This window comes from Bacillus cereus group sp. Bce019, from assembly GCF_051781745.1.
Classification (GTDB): domain Bacteria; phylum Bacillota; class Bacilli; order Bacillales; family Bacillaceae_G; genus Bacillus_A; species Bacillus_A cereus.
Map to the genome: position 1 here is coordinate 253,699 of NZ_JBPWJX010000002.1, position 17,627 is coordinate 271,325.

The following is a 17,627-nucleotide window of genomic DNA, read 5'->3' on the forward strand; positions in this document are numbered from 1 at the left end:
AAGTATTATATTGTAAAAGGTCATATGAAACGTGAAATAGAATGGAATGCAATTATTGAGTTAGGAGTTAGACCAATGAGTTTGAAATATGGAAGAGATACAATTGTAGAAATTGACTTAAATGCTGTAAAACATAATGTAAAAGAATTTAAAAAACATGTAAATGATGAAGAAATTAAGATGATGGCTGCTGTAAAAGCGAATGGGTATGGCCATGGGGCAGTTGAAGTTGCCAAAGCTGCAATTGAAGCAGGAATACATCAACTTGCAGTTGCATTTGTAGATGAAGCAATAGAATTAAGAGAAGCAGGAATTACTGTGCCGATTTTAATTTTAGGATACACACCAGTAGCGGCTGTAGAAGATGTAATTCAATATGACGTTATGATGACTGTTTATAGAGTAGAAGATTTACATGGTATAAATGAAATTGCAAACCGTCTTCAAAAGAAAGTACAAATTCAAGTGAAAATTGATACAGGAATGAGTCGTATCGGTTTACAAGAAGAAGAAGTTAAACCATTTTTAGAAGAATTAAACCGTATGGAGTATGTAGAGGTAGTAGGGATATTTACGCATTACTCTACGGCAGATGAAATCGATAAATCATATACGAATATGCAAACAAGTTTATTTGAAAAAGCTGTTAATACAGCGAAAGAATTAGGAATTCAAATACCATATATTCATAGTTCAAATAGTGCGGGATCAATGGAATTAAGTAACACATTTCAAAATATGGTACGCGTTGGAATAGGAGTGTACGGTATGTATCCGTCAAAAGAAGTGGATCATTCAGTCGTTTCTTTACAGCCTGCGTTGTCGTTAAAATCAAAAGTAGCTCATATTAAACATGCGAAGAAGAATCGTGGTGTAAGTTATGGGAATACGTATGTAACAACTGGTGAAGAATGGATTGCGACTGTACCAATTGGTTATGCTGATGGTTATAATCGTCAATTATCTAATAAAGGCTATGCGTTAATTAACGGGGTTCGAGTACCTGTTATTGGCCGTGTTTGTATGGATCAGTTAATGTTGGATGTTTCAAAAGCGATGCCAGTACAAGTAGGAGACGAAGTAGTATTCTACGGTAAACAAGGTGAAGAAAATATCGCAGTAGAAGAAATAGCGGATATGTTAGGTACAATAAACTATGAAGTTACATGTATGCTAGATAGAAGAATTCCGCGTGTCTATAAAGAAAATGACGAAACAACTGCAGTTGTAAATATATTAAGAAAAAACTGAATCATTTCGATTCAGTTTTTTTTATTTTTTTTATTCATATCAAATGCGAATATACCCTCGTTATGTAATACGGAGTAAACTTTGCGAAACACACTTTTTAGTTCAACTAAATTAAACTATCACCGGCAGAGATGACCAGTCCCGCAACAAAGATCTAATATACGAGAGTAGGGAAGAGCATCTTGTAAAACGAGGCTGGATAGGAGGATTCAACAAAATGTCCCCAATGTTTATTATAGATGTCTGCTAAAATATCATAATTAGAATAAATTGTTTTTTTAACATATGTATTCACCTAAAAATTCATTAAATTATAATAGTCATGCCTCGTTTTAATTTCAAAACCACATTGTGTATATAGTTTTAAAGCGTGGATATTTTTCGTTTCGACGTCTAATTCAATTGTTGAAACTCCTTCTGGAATAAGGGTATGTACTATATTACAAAGAATATCTTTTCCGTATCCTTTACCTTGATAAGAAGGATGAACGGCGAATCCTGATAGTGTAGTAGATTGCTCTTGTTTAGAAACTGTAATTGTTCCTATCACTTTTTCAGCAATAAGGGCACTGTAAACTTGATGGGAAGATGAATTCATCATTTTTTGTAACCATGCAGTCGTATTTTCTACTGAATCACCAAAAGCTTTACTAGAAATTTTAATAAGATCAAGAAGTGATTCTGAAGTTGCAAGAGTAAGCTGTATATTATTATCTGTTGTTTTTTGAATTTCGTTTGTTTTGCACTCCATACTATATTCACTATATAAATATGGTAACTTCATATGTTTTACAAATTCATTCCCAGAAATAGAATCCCCATTAATAATAAGAAGAGCTTCATCTGTCTCTCTATTTTGTATTTCTTTCATTGCAGTTTGTAAAAGGATAGTTCCGAAACGTTGTTTTCTAAAATGAGGATGTACAAAGCCTATTAGTTCAAGCTTTGTTGGTCTTTCGAAATCATACATATTTAAAGCGCCAATTAATTGAGTACCGTTATAAAGAAGAAAATCGTTTATATAATCTTCATTTCGATTTTTTAAAAAGTTGATATGTAAATCTGAAGAGTAATCAAGATTGTCTTGTTGCCCACAAATATAAGCCAAATCCTTCATTTGCTGTATTTCACTTTCTGTTACAGAACGCTTTTTCTGAATATCCATTGTATACTCCCTCTCATTCGTATTTAAAAATAGGATGGGTGACTTAACCATTTCTTTAACTCCACATTACCTTGCACAGATAACAGTCGGTATAAATAACGATAAGGCTGTCTATATTCTTCTAAGTGAGGAATAGACATAATTGTTTCGTAACCACTTTTAAAGGCATGTGCTTCTTTTTCGGTAAGTACATATTCTAGTCCGATAAAATCAAGTTCTCGCGGAGCAACAGCGTAAGCTTCACTATCTACTAAACCCGTAATAGTTGTACCGTCAGATAAAAATTGAGTAGGATCCATATCAATTAAGACGAGTGTAGATTCCTTTGGTACGGACAGGGAAGAAAGTTGTGATTCAAAGGTAGGGAATGCATTTTTTATGCTTTCATCATCGGAATAAAACATATTCACAAGCTCTTTACTCACGTTTAAAATATGTGATTGGAATTCATCTAGTGGAACTTGGAACGTGCCTGACGGATTTCCTATGAAATCGGCTTTAAATTTATGTATTTCTGCAAGTCCTTTTCCTAGGCTGAATAAAATAGAATCTGGTTGCTCGATAAAAGATTGAACTGTGTTACCTACTAACTTTTCGACCACCACAAATTCACGGCTATTTAAAACATGTTTTTCTAATATTGTTGGGATAGGAAGATTCGTATGTTCTTGCAGCAATGTATGTACAGTTTCTAAATGATGGACGTTCCTTGGATCAATTCCAAATAGATTTTTACATCCCCACCAAAAATCATTATTTGGTTCTTCATTCATTTTAGAAGCACGAACGATAACTTCTGTATCTTCTGTTTGAACGAGAAAAACATCACTTGCATGATCTTCATAACCTGGGTGCAAGGCTTGAACGGATAGAATAGGTGAATTGAATAGTTGTTGTAACATGAAAAGACTCCTTTTTCTGTAAATTCCATAAATTCATTATATAACAGATGATGTGTTATGAGGATAAAGATAAAAAGATAGACAGCATACTTACATTTATAGTGAAAACTCATTAAAAATATTATATTTCTCTATTTTTGTATGAATTGTCTAAAAATAATAGTGGTAATACTTGAATGTAAGACTCGTATCTTTAAATCTATGAAGAGTAAAAGTAAAATTAAGCATTCATTTATAAGATTGTGAATCACAATAATGTAGACTATAGAAAATATTTCTCAATAATAAAATGAAGAGAAAAGCATGAAGAAGTAGAATGCATTCATTTATAATAGACTTAAATTAATTAATATAATTAATTGTTAATTTTATTATATTAATTGGATAGGAGAGAATGTTATGGCAAATGTACTCGTAATAAATTTTCCTGGGGAAGGTCATATTAATCCGACTTTAGCTGTTGTAAGTGAGTTAATTCAGCGAGGGGAAACAGTTGTTTCTTATTGTATTGAAGATTATAGAAAGAAGGTTGAAGCAACAGGTGCGGAATTCCGAGTGTTTGAGAATTTTCTCTCTCAAATTAATATTATGGAACGAGTAAATGAAGGTGGGAGCCCTTTGACGATGCTATCTCATATGATTGAAGCATCAGAGCGTATTGTTACTCAAATTGTAGAAGAAACAAAAGAGGAAAAATATGATTATTTAATATATGATAATCATTTTCCAGTAGGACGTATTATAGCGAATATGTTACAATTACCAAGCGTTTCATCCTGTACAACGTTTGCTGTTAATCAGTACATTAATTTTCATGATGGGCAAGAATCGAGACAAGTAGATGAAATGGATCCATTATATCAATCTTGTTTAGCGGGAATGGAAAGATGGAATAAGCAGTATGGAATGAAATGTAATAGTATGTATGATATTATGAACCATCCTGGTGATATTACGATTGTATATACTTCAAAAGAATATCAGCCGCGTTCAGATGTATTTGATGAATCGTATAAATTTGTAGGTCCATCAATTGCTACTCGAAAAGAAGTGGGGAGTTTTCCTACCGAAGATTTAAAAAATGAAAAAGTGATTTTCATTTCTATGGGAACAGTTTTTAATGAACAACCTGCTTTGTATGAAAAATGTTTTGAAGCGTTTAAAGATGTAGATGCGACAGTCGTATTAGTCGTTGGCAAGAAGATAAATATAAGTCAATTTAAAAATATCCCGAAAAACTTTAAATTGTATAATTATGTCCCGCAATTAGAAGTTTTACAGCATGCTGATGTATTCGTGACACATGGTGGTATGAATAGTTCGAGTGAAGCGTTATATTACGGTGTTCCATTAGTTGTAATTCCGGTAACAGGAGATCAGCCATTCGTTGCAAAACGATTGACTGAAGTAGGGGCAGGCATAACACTTAATCGTAACGAGTTAACTTCTGAATTGTTACGTGAGACTGTAAAGAAAGTAATGGATGATGTGACGTTTAAGGAAAATAGTCGTAAAGTGGGAGAATCGCTTAGAAATGCTGGTGGATATCAAAGGGCAGTTGAGGAAATATTTAAATTAAAAATGAAGCCGTACGTAAAGATTAAATAGATGTTAAAAACACACTTACTTTTAATTTGTAAGTGTGTTTTTAGTATTACGTGTTACATGTGTTACATAAAAATAGCGATAAAGGAGAAACTTTTCTGTATATAAATCGATACCTTTGAATTAGTAGTAAAATTACGTTAAAATAATACTAAGAAAATATATAAGTTTTGGGGGTAATGAATGAAGAAAGTATTTGAATACGTATTATTAACAATTGGCTCAATTATAGTAGCAGGTTCATTAGAGCTTATTTTAGCACCTAATGGATTAGTAGATGGCGGGGTAACGGCTATTGCTATTATGGCAAATAAAGTCGCAGGATTGCCGCTTTATGGTGTGTTCTTAGGAATTAATATCCCAATTTTATTATTTACTGCAAAAGTAATGGGAAAGAAATTTTTTATCCGTACATCTTATGCGAATGTAGTTACAACACTCGGATTAATTTATTTAAAACCATTTCCAGCAATTACGACTTCTGAGTTATTAATTGTACTTTATGGTGGAGTACTGTTTGGAATTGGTGTTGGGATTGTTGTTAAAATGGGTGGAGCGATTGACGGTTCGGAAATGTTAGCAGTTTGGATGAATAAACACTTTAATGTACCGATTAGTACATTTTTACTTGCAGTAAATGCAGTTATTTTCATTTTTGTTGCTATTTTATTTTCAATCGAACAAGCGATGTTCTCGTTAGCAATTTTCTATATTGTTACGAAGATGATTGATTTTATACTAGACGGTATTAATCAAGGTAAGAGCGTTATGATTATTTCTGGTAAGAATAAAGAAATAGGCGATTTACTTATGAAAGAATTGCAACTATCTGTTACGTATCTACATGGAGAAGGTGGTTTTTTAGGGGAGCATAAGAGAATCATTTATTGCATTACAAACCGATTCATTTATCCGAAAATGAAAGATCTCGTTCTCTCTGTAGATCCAACGGCTATAATTGAAGCTTCCTATTCAACAGAAACGACTGGTGTGAAACGTCCGGGAAGGAAAGCTAGGTCAGGTGAATAACTAGAAGAAGGCTGTCCAAAAAGTTATTTTGGAACAGCCTTCTTTTTTATTTTGTTGAATTGTTAACATGTTACAAGTTAAACCCACTGTTAACAAGTTTCCTTGCAACTAGGGAACCAAGCGTCTTTTAATAATATAGCCAACGTTTCAATTTTATTTTCCGGAATACTACCAAAGCCGAGTAATACGTATGATTCCTTACGTAAATCATTCACGAAATCATATGGAGAAAGTGGGTATAATTTAACGCTTTGTTTTTTAGCGGATTCAATCAGTTCATTTTCATTCATACTGTTATTTACACATAAAACAATATGAAGTCCGGACTGTTCGCCAAGAATTTGAACATTAGCCCCCATTTCTTTCGTAATGGATTTTACTAACGCATGATGTTTTCTTTTATATAGTGTACGACTCCGATTAAGGTGACGTTCCCAATTCTTGTTTTGTATAAAGTTAGCAAAAGCAAGTTGTTGTATTGTAGCGACTGTTTGTTTGAAAATTCCATGCAGTTCTTGATATATCTTTAAAAGGTGTGGTGGTAAAACAACATATCCCATTCGTAAAGAAGGTAAAAAAGATTTTGAGAAAGTCCCCATATAAATAACGCGTTCATTTGAATCAAGACTTTGTAAAGAAGGAATTGGCTTACCAGCGTAGCGAAACTCTCCGTCATAGTCATCTTCAATAATGTATCCATTGCAATCATTAGCCCACTTTAACAATTCTAATCTTCTAGATAAAGGCATAATAATCCCGAGTGGAAATTGGTGTGATGGTGTAACGTATGCGACATTGGAATTTGTATTGTATAAACTAAAAATATCAATCCCTTTTTCATCCAATGGTATGGGATGAATTTGTCTATCACAGCTTTTAATAATTGCGTGTATACGGTGAAATCCAGGGTTTTCAATGCCGTATTCTTTTGTAGGGCCAAGCAGTTGAAGTAGTAGCCAGAGAAGTGGCTGTGTTCCGGCGCCAATCACAATTTGATCAGGTGAAGAATGTACACCGCGAGAATGATATAAATATGTTGATATATGCTCTCGAAGAGCGAATTCACCTTGAGGATCTTCTTTGGCAAATAGTGCATTTTCGTATGTAAGTATGGATTCTTGTAATGCTCGTTTCCAATTTGTAATCGGAAATGCATTTTGATCAATAAGCCCTTGGCTACAATCATATTCAAATTTTTCTTCTATCAAATTGTTCGTCTTCTTTGCTGCATTTCGTTTTTTATTTGGGATAACGTCAATATCGAAATTTGCTACAAAAATACCACGTTTCGGTTTACTTTCTGCATAACCTTCAGCTAATAACTGTTGATAAGCTGATTCAACAGTAATGCGGCTAATATTAAGTTGTGATGCTAAATTTCTGTGTGAGGGTAGACGTGTGCCAACAGAAATAGTCCCTTGTATAATTTCAGCTTTTATATATTCGTAAATTTGCAAGTAAATAGGTGTGTTATTTTGTAATTGCAATGGGATAGTAAAATCCATATAAAACTCTCCTTTAAAACTGGCCTTATAAAAAACACTTAAACTGCCACTTAAGTAAAGGGCAGTTTCTTTCTATAATAATGATATAACATTTAGAAAATTATTTAAATAGTTAAGGGAGAGTTAAAAATGAATGTTAAAGAAGTAGTAACAGAAGAGCAATTACATGAAGTATTACCTGTTTTACAGCAATTAAGAACGAAACTTTCAAAAGAGGAAACAAGCTCTTTATTTCGAAATATGAAAGAAGAAAATTATAAACTATTTTCGCTGCGTAATGAGGATGATGAAGTTGTTAGCCTTGCAGGTGTAGCAATTTGTACGAACTTTTATAATAAGAAACACGTTTTCGTATATGACCTTGTAACAGCAGAAGCACATCGTTCAAAAAGACATGGGAAAGTATTACTTTCGTATATAGAGAACTGGGGAAAGGAAAACGAATGTGAGTCTATCGTCCTCACGTCAGCATTTTCAAGAATTGATGCTCATCGTTTTTATGAAAGAGAAGGGTATGATAAGGTGAGTTATTCTTTTCATAAAGAATTATAAAAAATAAGAAGAAGTTGTCCCGCAAAATTTGGGAACAGCTTCTTCTTATTTTTTAAGTTATTATTAAACCGTAAATAGGTTGTAAGTTATGGTATATGTATTTGAAAAGGTTATATAGTGTATTTTGTCGAATTGTTTTAATTTAATAAAGAGAATGATTGGAGCGCTTATACTTGAAAAAAATAAAGAAACTATCAATCCCTAATGATGCTAGAGTTATCGTCATATCTGATATTCATGGAGAATTAAATCTTTTAAAAGAAGCACTACATAAAGTTAACTTTAAAGATGAAGATTATTTAATTATTAATGGAGATCTTTGCGAGAAAGGACGAGATAGCGTAGGCGTAGTAAACTACGTTATGAATCTTGTAAAGAACAATTCAAAGGTTCACGTTGTTGAAGGGAATTGTGAAGTTTTAGTTGATGCTCTTCTAAATGAAAATCCTGATCTTATTAATTATTTATGTATGAGAAAGCACTCGATTTTTAATGAATGGCTAGAGCAATTAGGTTTTTCAGTTCATGAGGGCACTTCAATTCGTGAAGTGAAAGAAGCATTGTTAAGTGAATTTTCACAAGAACTATATTGGCTAACAGAGTTGCCAACAGCGATTGAAACAGAAGATTATATTTTTGTGCATGCCGGTCTAGAAGATAGAGTAGATTGGAAAGAAACAGAGCGCAAAAATGCGATAGCAATGCCACAGTTTTTTAATAAATCACATAAAGCAAATAAGTATGTAATAGTTGGTCATTGGCCTGTCGTGAACTATTCTGAAGAAGCACCGTCTAACAATCCAGTTATTGATAAGGAGAAAAAAATTATTGCAATTGATGGAGGAAATGCAATTAAAGAAGCAGGACAATTAAATGCATTTATTATTCAGAGGAAACAAACGGGCGATACGTTTTTTTATACATATGTAGACTATTTTCCAGAGTATGAAGTAATAGCGGATTTTAATGCGAATTCAGAAATGCAGGGCGGAGTGACATATCCGTATTATTACATAGAGCCTATCGAGAAGATGCAAGACTACACCGTATGTAAACAAAAGGAAACGAATAATTTACTCACTGTAAAAAATGAATATATGAAACAACTTGAGTCAAGTGAATATACAGTGAAAACCGATATTTCTTGTGCGCAAATAAGCGTTAGGAAGGGAGATATCGTTTCTCTCATTGATGGTAGCTGTTCAGGATATGATTTAATTAAAAAAGATGGCGTAGAGGGTTGGATAGAGAAAGGGATTTTAGTTGAGATAGAAAAAGTGAAAAATAAAGCATTAAGCTGAAATAGGAGGGATATAACCTCCTATTTTTTTAAAGGAGTAGATTGCTTGCTGTCTTTAATAAGTAAATAAATCGTACTCGGCAGAATGATAAACGTCATTCCTAAAAGAATTGCTAGTATAGCATAACCTCTATAGGGAGCAGAAACGATAAAAGGAAGTATCGCTAAAAAAATACCTGCTAACATCATTGAAATACTACTAATATTTGAAGCTCTTTTTTCAAGGTGCTTATCATTCCATTCTAATGAAACGGTTGATTTAGTCGTATCAATTTTGGAACTGAAATAACCTATTAATATAAATAAAAGCCCTAATGCTAAAAATATGAAATGATCAAGAGGAAGTGAAAAGCCAAGAGCGATGAGGGCGATGACAATATCGACAAAAAATAAGAATAGTAACATTGTGTTACCGATCCAATGGAGAAATTTCTGGTTACTCGCTGCTTTAGATAAAGCTAAAAATACAAAGAATAAGAAGGAACATATAATTATATTTACGATTACAAAAGTGCTTTTATCCATTGTTGATGTAGGCGTTCCATTAAAGTCCCATTTCGTAACAATATTTGATGGTAAGAAGAAATGTAGAATAATATTTGTCGTAACAATAGTGAGAAATAAAGCAATACTAAATCGATTCTTCACTGAATCACCAGCTTTCTAAATCAATAATTGGTATCTAATAACAAAATTATACAATATAATAAATGATATTAGTTTTGATTTTTCTGAAAAAATATTATAATTATATATGAAATAAAGAGGAATGCAGGAGGGAATTATGCAAAACGTTGTATTAAAGGGGAAGAAAGTTACAATTCGTACAATAGAAGAATCGGATATAAAAACATTATGGAATATCATATTTAAAGAAGAAAGCCCAGAATGGAAGAAATGGGATGCGCCATATTTCCCGTTCTCAATGCAAGAATACTCTTCCTATAAAGAGAAGATGCAAACTCGTTTGCAAGAAGAACCACTGTCAAATTTAATTATAGAAAATAACGGTCAAATTATAGGGACGGTCGGATTTTATTGGGAGCATAAACCGACGCGTTGGTTGGAGATGGGAATTGTTATTTATAATCCAACTTACTGGAATGGTGGCTACGGTACAGAAGCGTTAACGTTATATCGAGATTTATTATTTGAAAAGATGGAAATTGGTAGAGTAGGGCTCACGACTTGGTCTGGTAATGAACGAATGATGAAAGTAGCGGAGAAAATAGGAATGAGATTAGAAGGTAGAATGCGAAAGTGTCGTTATTATAACGGAACATACTATGATTCTATTCGAATGGGCATGATTCGTGAAGAATGGGAAGCGCTATGTGTAACGAAGGGGTGAGAAAGATTGTACGCTATTATTGCTACATTTGATCGTGTGTTTACTCATAAAATTACAGAACTGCAAAATGAATTAACAAATGTAATCGGAACAAATCAACTAGCTGGAGTAGAACCTCATATTACGTTAGCTGATTATAATGAGTTAGATGTTCATTTGTATACGGAGAAACTAGAGGAGTTTATAGCTATTCAAGAAAATATGGATGTAGTAACTTTTCCTTCTGTTGGAATTTTTCCTACTAATGGAACGGTCTTTCTAGCGCCGACTGTTACCAATGAATTGTTAAAACTTCATCATTCTTATCATGATTATTTTAAAACTTTTCATGACAACCCAAATTCATATTACGTACCGGGAAAATGGGTACCGCATTGTACAATTGCAAATAGATTACAGACAAAGCAGTTTTTAAGTGTAATGAAATATATTTATGAGAAATTTGATTTTGTAACAGCTTCAATTGAGAAATTAAAATTAATTAAGGTGAATTATGAAAATGGTTCTGCCATTTCTTCTAGTATATTAGCAGAATATAATTTAAAGAGAATGGAGACATCGAGATGACATATATAATTAGAGAAATGAAGCAAGAAGATATTCATGCTGTACAATCAGTAGCAAAAATAGCTTGGCATGATACATATGAAGGCATTATTCCAAGAGAAATTCAAGACAGTTTTTTAGACGAGGCATATTCTGATGAAAAAATGAAATATCGTCTTAAAAATACGCATTTATTCGTTGCGGAAGAAGAAGGAGAAGTAATAGGGTTTGCGAACTTTTCACCTGTTAGACTACAAAATGAAGCGGAATTAGGTGCGATTTATTTGTTACCAGATCAGCAAGGAAAAGGGATCGGAAGTGCTTTATTACAAAAAGGAATTAAAGCATTAAATGGGATACGGAAATTGTACATACATGTAGAAGCAGCAAATGAAAAAGGAAAACGCTTTTATGAAGCGAAAGGTTTTGCGGAATTAGAGCAATTTGAAGAAGACTTTGAAGGACATATGATGCAGACAGTAAGGATGGTTTTATACGTATAAGGAGGACTAGTAATAAAAATTTTTGATTTTAGTGAAAAAGTAGGAAAACACCTATCAGTATTTCAATCTAATTTCATCATGTCAAAAATATTAAACCATCAAGGAAATATACATATCGGTGCTATGCATTTACACGAGAATGGAATCATCGGTTATCCCGCATTAACGGGCAGTAAGAACCCTGCCTCAAAATTCAGCGAAAGCAAACAAGCTAGGTGGGGGATCAAATGCCCGTAAAAGCCCGATTGGTTCAACTAATAATCAGTGGGGGATGAATAAAACCCCCACTGATTAAAGTTTCACTTTATCAAGAAGCAGTTGTATCTCAACTGCTTCTTATTGTGGACGGGACAGGATATGTATGTGGAGTAAATAAAGAAAAGATAAAGATAGAGGCGGGACAAGCTGTGTTTTGGGAAAAGGGAGAGCTCCATGAAACAAGTACAGAACACGGATTAACGGCAATTGTTATGGAAGCGGAGAATCTTGAACAAGCGATAGTAATGCCTATTATTCAGGGGGAGTTGTGAAAAATGATAATTAAGGCGAATCAAGAAGAGACCAATGAAATATTAAAATATGCGGCTCAATCGCTTTTTGAAGGGACGAGAGGGAATTGTCAATTAAGTACCGAGAAAGCAATTGAGATTACAAAGCCGATTGTAGAAAAAGGAGCATACTATTTAATTATTAAAGAAGAAAATAAAGTAATGGGATGGATATTAATAGGGGAAAATACAGACTATTTTTCTCGTGAAAAACTTGGATTTATATATGAATTGTACGTTTTCCCAGAATATCGCGGGAGAGGATTATCGCGAGAACTGATGGAAGCTGGTATTAAGGAATTAAAGGAGAAGTATTCAGAAATTCGGTTGAATGTATTTGCTGGGAATTTTGCAAAAGAGATGTACGAAGAGTTTGGGTTTGTTGAAAGGCAGGTAATTATGACTTTGAAGTGAGTATTATAGTCTCAATGGGAGAAAATAATGATTTAGTGGCTACTTTATCGCTGAAATTTAAAGTGAATAAGTCCTTATAAATATATAAAATAGATGGTTTTCCTTTATTTTTTAGTAGATTTATAGAGTATGCTTAAAAACAGATAAATTAGTATTATACAATATATCGTTATTATAGTAAAAGATAAATTTTGGAAAAATATCATTTTTTTGTTTAGAAATTTTTAAATTATTGATATAATCAATTTGTAGAATTGATTATTGGTTAATTTTACTATTTTTTAATTTTAAGGGGGATTTAATAATGGCAGGACAAATTCGTATGTCACCAGAGGAGCTTAAATCGAAAGCGACTCGATATGGACAAGGTGCAAATCAAATTGAGGACATTTTACGTCAACTACAAAACTTACAAAATGAATTAAGAGGAGAATGGGAAGGTCGTGCTTTCGAAGGTTTTGACCAACAGTTCAATCAATTAAAGCCAAAAGTACAAAACTTCGCACAGCTATTACAAGAAATCAATATGCAGCTTAATAAAACTGCAGAAGCTGTTGCTAGACATGACGAAGATCTTTCTCGTAATTTCGGTCTACAATAAGACAGATAAAAAGAAATATATAATTTAGCCATGCAACCATACGTTGTATGGCTAAATTACTTTAAAACTAGAGTAAGATACGAAGTCTTTCATTAGATAGACTCGCAGTCGCAGGAGTGATAAGTAGTGAAAAATTTCAAATGGAGCATCTTGTTGTTTATTATTTTAGCTCTTGTACTATCAACAGGGGTCTCCTATTTAGCATTAAATCAAAATGTTAAGAAAGCTAATGAGAATACTACACCAAAAATGACAGTTGCGTTGGTAAATGAAGATCAGGGCACTGTATTTGAGGGCAATAAAATAGCGTTTGGAGATCAATTTGTTAAAAATGTAAATAAAAATACGAAACAAGAATGGTACGTAGTTAGTCGCGGGGTAGCAGAAAATGGATTGAAAAATAATAATTACAATATGATGATTGTTATTCCAAATGATTTTTCTAGGAAAGCAGTTGCGATTGATTCAGAGATTCCGGAGAAATTAACTTTAAACTACAAAGTAAATGCAACTGGGAATAAGGATTTGAAAGCTGAGGCAGAAAATACAGCTTCTGTTATTTTAGAAGATTTCAATAAGCAAATAATCGACGTTTATTTTGCGAGTATTATCGGTAAGCTACAAGGTGCACAAGATAATATAGGTAAAATAATTGAAAAAGGAAACGTTCAAACAACTATGTATAAAAAAGATATACATAGTCCGTTAGCAAATTACACAAATCAATTTAAAACAGTACAAGATTATACAGGTGTTTCTGTTAATAGTTTCAAAGGATTTCAGGATGTTTTAAAAGGTTTCGGTCAAGCGTTAGATGAAGGGAATAAATCAAACAGTACGTACTTAGATGGTTTTAATAACTTTCAAAAAATGCAAACTGATAACAATTTGTTAGCGAATAATTTCACAAATCAATTCAATCAATATATGAATGATATGAATACAGGCGATGCTTTAAAGCAATTAAGTGCATTGGAATCCGCTAATAAAATTATTTCAAATCAATTTACGTTTTCAGAGAAAGAACCGAATATTTTAACTGATGCTGCAGCGATTCAAAAATATTTAGCAGATGTAAAAAAACAAGTGTCTGAATATGATACAGAACTTGCAGGGAAGTTAGAAAGTGATATTCAAGAGACGGTAATTAAGAAGTTAAAGCAATCAATGTCGAATGATGGAAAGCAAGAAATCTTCATAAATACATTAATGAAACAACCAGATGCTCGAATAAAGAAACAAATCGAGAATTTAATTGCGAAATTACCTAGTTTAAACATGGAAGAAATCGGTCAAAGTGATTTGCCAGATACAACGAAATTACAACTGCAAAATGTAATTCAATTTACACAAAAATATAATAAAGAAAATAATTTTTATTATGATCCTGTAAATAAAATATCTTTAGGAAACGCAATTAAAGAAGTAAAGGATAGACTTTATACAGAGGGAATTACATTTAGTGATACTGCGAAAGTAATTAAAATGGAATCTCCGCAAATTTTGAAGATAAAGATTCCAGAAGAATTTAAACTAGATGGAAGTACAGGATTCTTACATATTGATGATGTGGATCGTACAAGTGACTTTCTTCAAAGCGAAGCAGGAGAAATTACAATAGCTCCTCGTAATGAAGGGGATATAAAGATTAGCTTGGATGTGAAGTTAAAAGATCCAAACATCAATATAGATGTTTTCTCTCCTGTAACATGGCAATGGGAATTGAGCGGGACTCATAAAAAAGAAACTAGTCCTGAAAAAGAAGAACCTAATAAAGAGGATAAAGGAACACAAACTGAAAATAGCAAGGTGGAAAATGTGGTTCATAAATCACAGTATGGCATAATGCCGTTAGTACACAATGCTAAAACGCCTATTATTCAAAAAACAGAACAGAGTAATAATGGTGACAGTGTAAATCCTGATGCAGGAGGAAAACCTGATACGGGAGGGAATCCAGACACAGGAGGAAAACCTGATACGGGAGGGAATCCAGACACAGGAGGAAAACCTGATACGGGAGGAAAACCTGATACAGGAGGAAAACCTGATACAGGAGGAAAACCTGATACAGGAGGAAAACCTGATACAGGAGGAAATCCAGACACAGGAGGAAAACCTGATACAGGAGGAAAACCTGATACAGGAGGAAAACCTGATACAGGAGGAAATCCAGACACAGGAGGAAAACCTGATACAGGAGGAAATCCAGACACAGGAGGAAATCCAGACACAGGAGGGAAACCTGATACAGGAGGAAATCCAGACACAGGAGGAAATCCAGACACAGGAGGGAAACCTGATACAGGAGGAAATCCAGACACGGGAGGAAAACCTGACACAGGAGAGAAGCCAGACACTGGGACAGATAACGGTAGCAATTCAAAAACTATTGAAAGTACAACGAATCAAGTTGTACATCAAAAAGCAGAAGTATTAACAAAAAATATATCTAGTTTATTAATAAAAGAAGCAGTAGATACAGTCGAAAGTTATCAAGGTTTAATGAGCCTTTACGAAATGTATTATGGGATTGATTTAAGAACGAAAGATGTAGGTCCTAAGTTAGAAGAGGGAAGTTTAGATGCAATTGCGACGGACCAATCTTTGTACTACGTATTAAATAAACAAAGCTTAATTGATTTAATTTCAAATCTTGTTTCATCAAGTATTACTACAGAAATAAAGCAAGATATGTCAGGTTTAAAACAAAAAATAAACTCTTATCAACAATCTATTACTAGTGCGGATCAAAATTCTATGCTACTAGCGGAGAAATTAAATGGAACGACGCAACAAGCAACTAGTATGAATGAAAATTTAGGAGAGTATTTAAAAGGTTTAGCGAAATGGCGTGAGAATAGCTTAAAACTAGTTGAAGAGCAGCAAGTATTAACAACAAATCATGCTGGTGAGCAAACAGCTGTTTTATCGTTAGATTCTGGTATTAAATCATTAATGATGCAAAGTCAGTCATTGGTCGAAAGTTCGAAACATAGTTTAGCAACTTCAGACGATGTATATAAAACATTTGATCAAATCAATGGACAAGCAAAAGAAATTCAAGACAGCGGAACGACAATTGTTTCAAAAGCTGATTTATTATTAAACGACTTTACGAAGAAAATGGAAGATGATAAATCATTCTCCAAAAACTTTACGAAAATTTTAGCGAATAGCCGTATTGGAGATCGTCAAAATGAAATGCTATATGACTTTTTAGCTAGTCCAGTTCAAAAGCAAAATGATGGAGTAATTGTAGCAGGTAATGCTTTTACACCTTACTTAATTGTATTAACTTGTTTCATTGTTGCATTATTTACAGCATACGCAATTGCGAATCAAGAAAAGAAACGAATGCAATCAGATCATTTTGAAGAGAAATTCTCATTAATTGATATGAATGTACCAACTACAGTAGTAGCTTTCGGTATATCAATTGTGGAAGGGATTAGTATAGGTATCATTTCTGGGCGTCTTTTAAAGTTCGGTCAGGATCAAAGTTTACTATGGATTGCGTTCATCACATTTATTATGATGGCGTTTGTATTGGTCTCAACCTACTTATTACGACAAATAAAAATGGTAGGTATGTTTATACTATTAGTATTTTTAAGCATGTACCTATTTTTAACTGAGGCAGTTGGAAGTAAAGTAGATCAAATGTCCTCTGTCGGAAAGATACGTCAATTCTCACCGCTTCAGTATATAGAAAGTTTTCTAAATGATTTTATTAGTGGTAAAGATACTGGGAAAGTTATTTTTGTCGTATTGTTTGTAATTGCCATTATTGGATTGGTTAGTAATCTATTTGTATGGCATAAGAAATGGGAGGAAAAAGAAGTAAATGATCAAACAATGGAGCATAGTGGCTAAGTTATCATTTCTCTCTATCCTTTTACTGTTTGTCGCGCTACCGATAAGGAGCGCGGCTGACAGTTATCTTGGTGATGATGGGAAGATTAAGTTTAAAGTGGATCGACTTGAAGAAAGCGACCAAGAAAAAAATAAAAAGGAACATAAGGAAACAGAATTAGATAAAGCATCGATTGAGTTATTTAACAAAGATATAGAAGAAGAAATTGAGAAAAAGAAAAAGAAAGAACAAAAAGATATGGAAGCTTTGCGAGATTCTCTTTTTACAAAACCAAAAGAGAATAATAGTGTTAAAGATACGAAAAATAGTTTGTTTAGCAGTGAATACATTGTCAGAAAAAGTGCAGATGAAGTAGCGAGTAATGAAACAATGAATGAAGAGCCAATTAGTATAACAATAATATTATTATTTGGCGGCGGCATTCTACTTATTTGCATCGGTATTTATACGGTTCTTCGTAAAAGTTGGAGGTAAAGTG

At 33.2% G+C, this 17,627-nt stretch carries 16 protein-coding genes and 2 pseudogenes; 13 read left to right on the plus strand and 5 right to left on the minus strand.

Annotation, left to right across the window (positions count from 1 at the left end):
• Positions 1–75: 75 nt before the first annotated feature.
• Positions 76–1,251, plus strand: coding sequence for an alanine racemase (gene alr / locus ACS2QP_RS04715; RefSeq protein ID WP_002182683.1), 1,176 nt, complete (start codon positions 76–78; stop codon positions 1,249–1,251).
• 32 nt (positions 1,252–1,283) lie between these two features.
• Here the strand turns inward: alr and ACS2QP_RS04720 are convergent.
• The 3 genes and pseudogenes from ACS2QP_RS04720 to ACS2QP_RS04730 form a co-directional block, all read right to left on the minus strand.
• A pseudogene (locus ACS2QP_RS04720) lies at positions 1,284–1,546 on the minus strand (class I SAM-dependent methyltransferase); the annotation flags it as partial.
• Complete coding sequence (locus tag ACS2QP_RS04725; protein ID WP_410987834.1) at positions 1,547–2,416, minus strand: GNAT family N-acetyltransferase; 870 nt, start codon at positions 2,414–2,416, stop codon at positions 1,547–1,549.
• 23 nt (positions 2,417–2,439) lie between these two features.
• Complete coding sequence (locus ACS2QP_RS04730; protein ID WP_000941374.1) at positions 2,440–3,318, minus strand: nitrate reductase; 879 nt, start codon at positions 3,316–3,318, stop codon at positions 2,440–2,442.
• Between the two features lie 399 nt (positions 3,319–3,717).
• Between ACS2QP_RS04730 and ACS2QP_RS04735 the strand changes: the two genes are divergently transcribed.
• Entirely contained in the window at positions 3,718–4,926 is a 1,209-nt protein-coding gene (locus ACS2QP_RS04735) for a macrolide family glycosyltransferase (protein WP_438882166.1), read from the plus strand.
• 180 nt (positions 4,927–5,106) lie between these two features.
• Entirely contained in the window at positions 5,107–5,952 is an 846-nt protein-coding gene (locus ACS2QP_RS04740) for a YitT family protein (protein WP_000755126.1), read from the plus strand.
• A gap of 89 nt (positions 5,953–6,041) precedes the next feature.
• Here the strand turns inward: ACS2QP_RS04740 and ACS2QP_RS04745 are convergent, their stop codons facing one another.
• Entirely contained in the window at positions 6,042–7,457 is a 1,416-nt protein-coding gene (locus tag ACS2QP_RS04745; protein WP_438882167.1) for a PLP-dependent aminotransferase family protein, read from the minus strand.
• Between the two features lie 129 nt (positions 7,458–7,586).
• On the opposite strand from ACS2QP_RS04745, the gene ACS2QP_RS04750 reads away from it, so the two are divergent.
• Both ACS2QP_RS04750 and ACS2QP_RS04755 read left to right on the plus strand, forming a co-directional pair.
• A complete protein-coding gene (locus ACS2QP_RS04750) occupies positions 7,587–8,009 on the plus strand; it encodes a GNAT family N-acetyltransferase (protein WP_001101116.1) in 423 nt (140 codons plus the stop codon).
• 173 nt (positions 8,010–8,182) lie between these two features.
• Complete coding sequence (locus tag ACS2QP_RS04755; RefSeq protein WP_119683225.1) at positions 8,183–9,310, plus strand: metallophosphoesterase; 1,128 nt, start codon at positions 8,183–8,185, stop codon at positions 9,308–9,310.
• A gap of 20 nt (positions 9,311–9,330) precedes the next feature.
• Here the strand turns inward: ACS2QP_RS04755 and ACS2QP_RS04760 are convergent, their stop codons facing one another.
• On the minus strand, positions 9,331–9,957 hold the full coding sequence (locus ACS2QP_RS04760) for a DUF1648 domain-containing protein (RefSeq protein WP_000797167.1): 627 nt from the start codon (positions 9,955–9,957) through the stop codon (positions 9,331–9,333).
• Positions 9,958–10,093: 136 nt separating this feature from the next.
• Here ACS2QP_RS04760 and ACS2QP_RS04765 point away from each other — a divergent pair, with 136 nt between their 5' ends.
• From ACS2QP_RS04765 to essA, 8 genes and pseudogenes are all read left to right on the plus strand, one after another.
• On the plus strand, positions 10,094–10,660 hold the full coding sequence (locus ACS2QP_RS04765; protein WP_438882168.1) for a GNAT family N-acetyltransferase: 567 nt from the start codon (positions 10,094–10,096) through the stop codon (positions 10,658–10,660).
• A gap of 6 nt (positions 10,661–10,666) precedes the next feature.
• Positions 10,667–11,227, plus strand: a complete 561-nt coding sequence (locus ACS2QP_RS04770; RefSeq protein ID WP_119683226.1) for a 2'-5' RNA ligase family protein — start codon at positions 10,667–10,669, stop codon at positions 11,225–11,227.
• The gene (locus ACS2QP_RS04775; RefSeq protein WP_000221048.1) at positions 11,224–11,709 is read left to right on the plus strand and encodes a GNAT family N-acetyltransferase; all 486 of its coding nucleotides are present in this window, start codon (positions 11,224–11,226) and stop codon (positions 11,707–11,709) included. The genes ACS2QP_RS04770 and ACS2QP_RS04775 overlap by 4 nt, the downstream gene beginning before the upstream one ends.
• Positions 11,710–11,721: 12 nt before the next feature.
• Positions 11,722–12,239, plus strand: a pseudogene (locus ACS2QP_RS04780) (cupin).
• A 3-nt stretch (positions 12,240–12,242) separates the two neighbouring features.
• Positions 12,243–12,671 (plus strand): GNAT family N-acetyltransferase, encoded by a 429-nt coding sequence (locus tag ACS2QP_RS04785; protein WP_000584253.1) that lies wholly within the window; start codon positions 12,243–12,245, stop codon positions 12,669–12,671.
• Between the two features lie 304 nt (positions 12,672–12,975).
• Entirely contained in the window at positions 12,976–13,272 is a 297-nt protein-coding gene (locus ACS2QP_RS04790) for a WXG100 family type VII secretion target (protein ID WP_000918601.1), read from the plus strand.
• 126 nt (positions 13,273–13,398) lie between these two features.
• Entirely contained in the window at positions 13,399–17,148 is a 3,750-nt protein-coding gene (esaA, locus tag ACS2QP_RS04795) for a type VII secretion protein EsaA (RefSeq protein WP_438882169.1), read from the plus strand.
• Complete coding sequence (essA, locus tag ACS2QP_RS04800) at positions 17,120–17,623, plus strand: type VII secretion protein EssA (protein WP_000595655.1); 504 nt, start codon at positions 17,120–17,122, stop codon at positions 17,621–17,623. The genes esaA and essA overlap by 29 nt, the downstream gene beginning before the upstream one ends.
• The last annotated feature ends 4 nt before the right edge of the window (positions 17,624–17,627 follow it).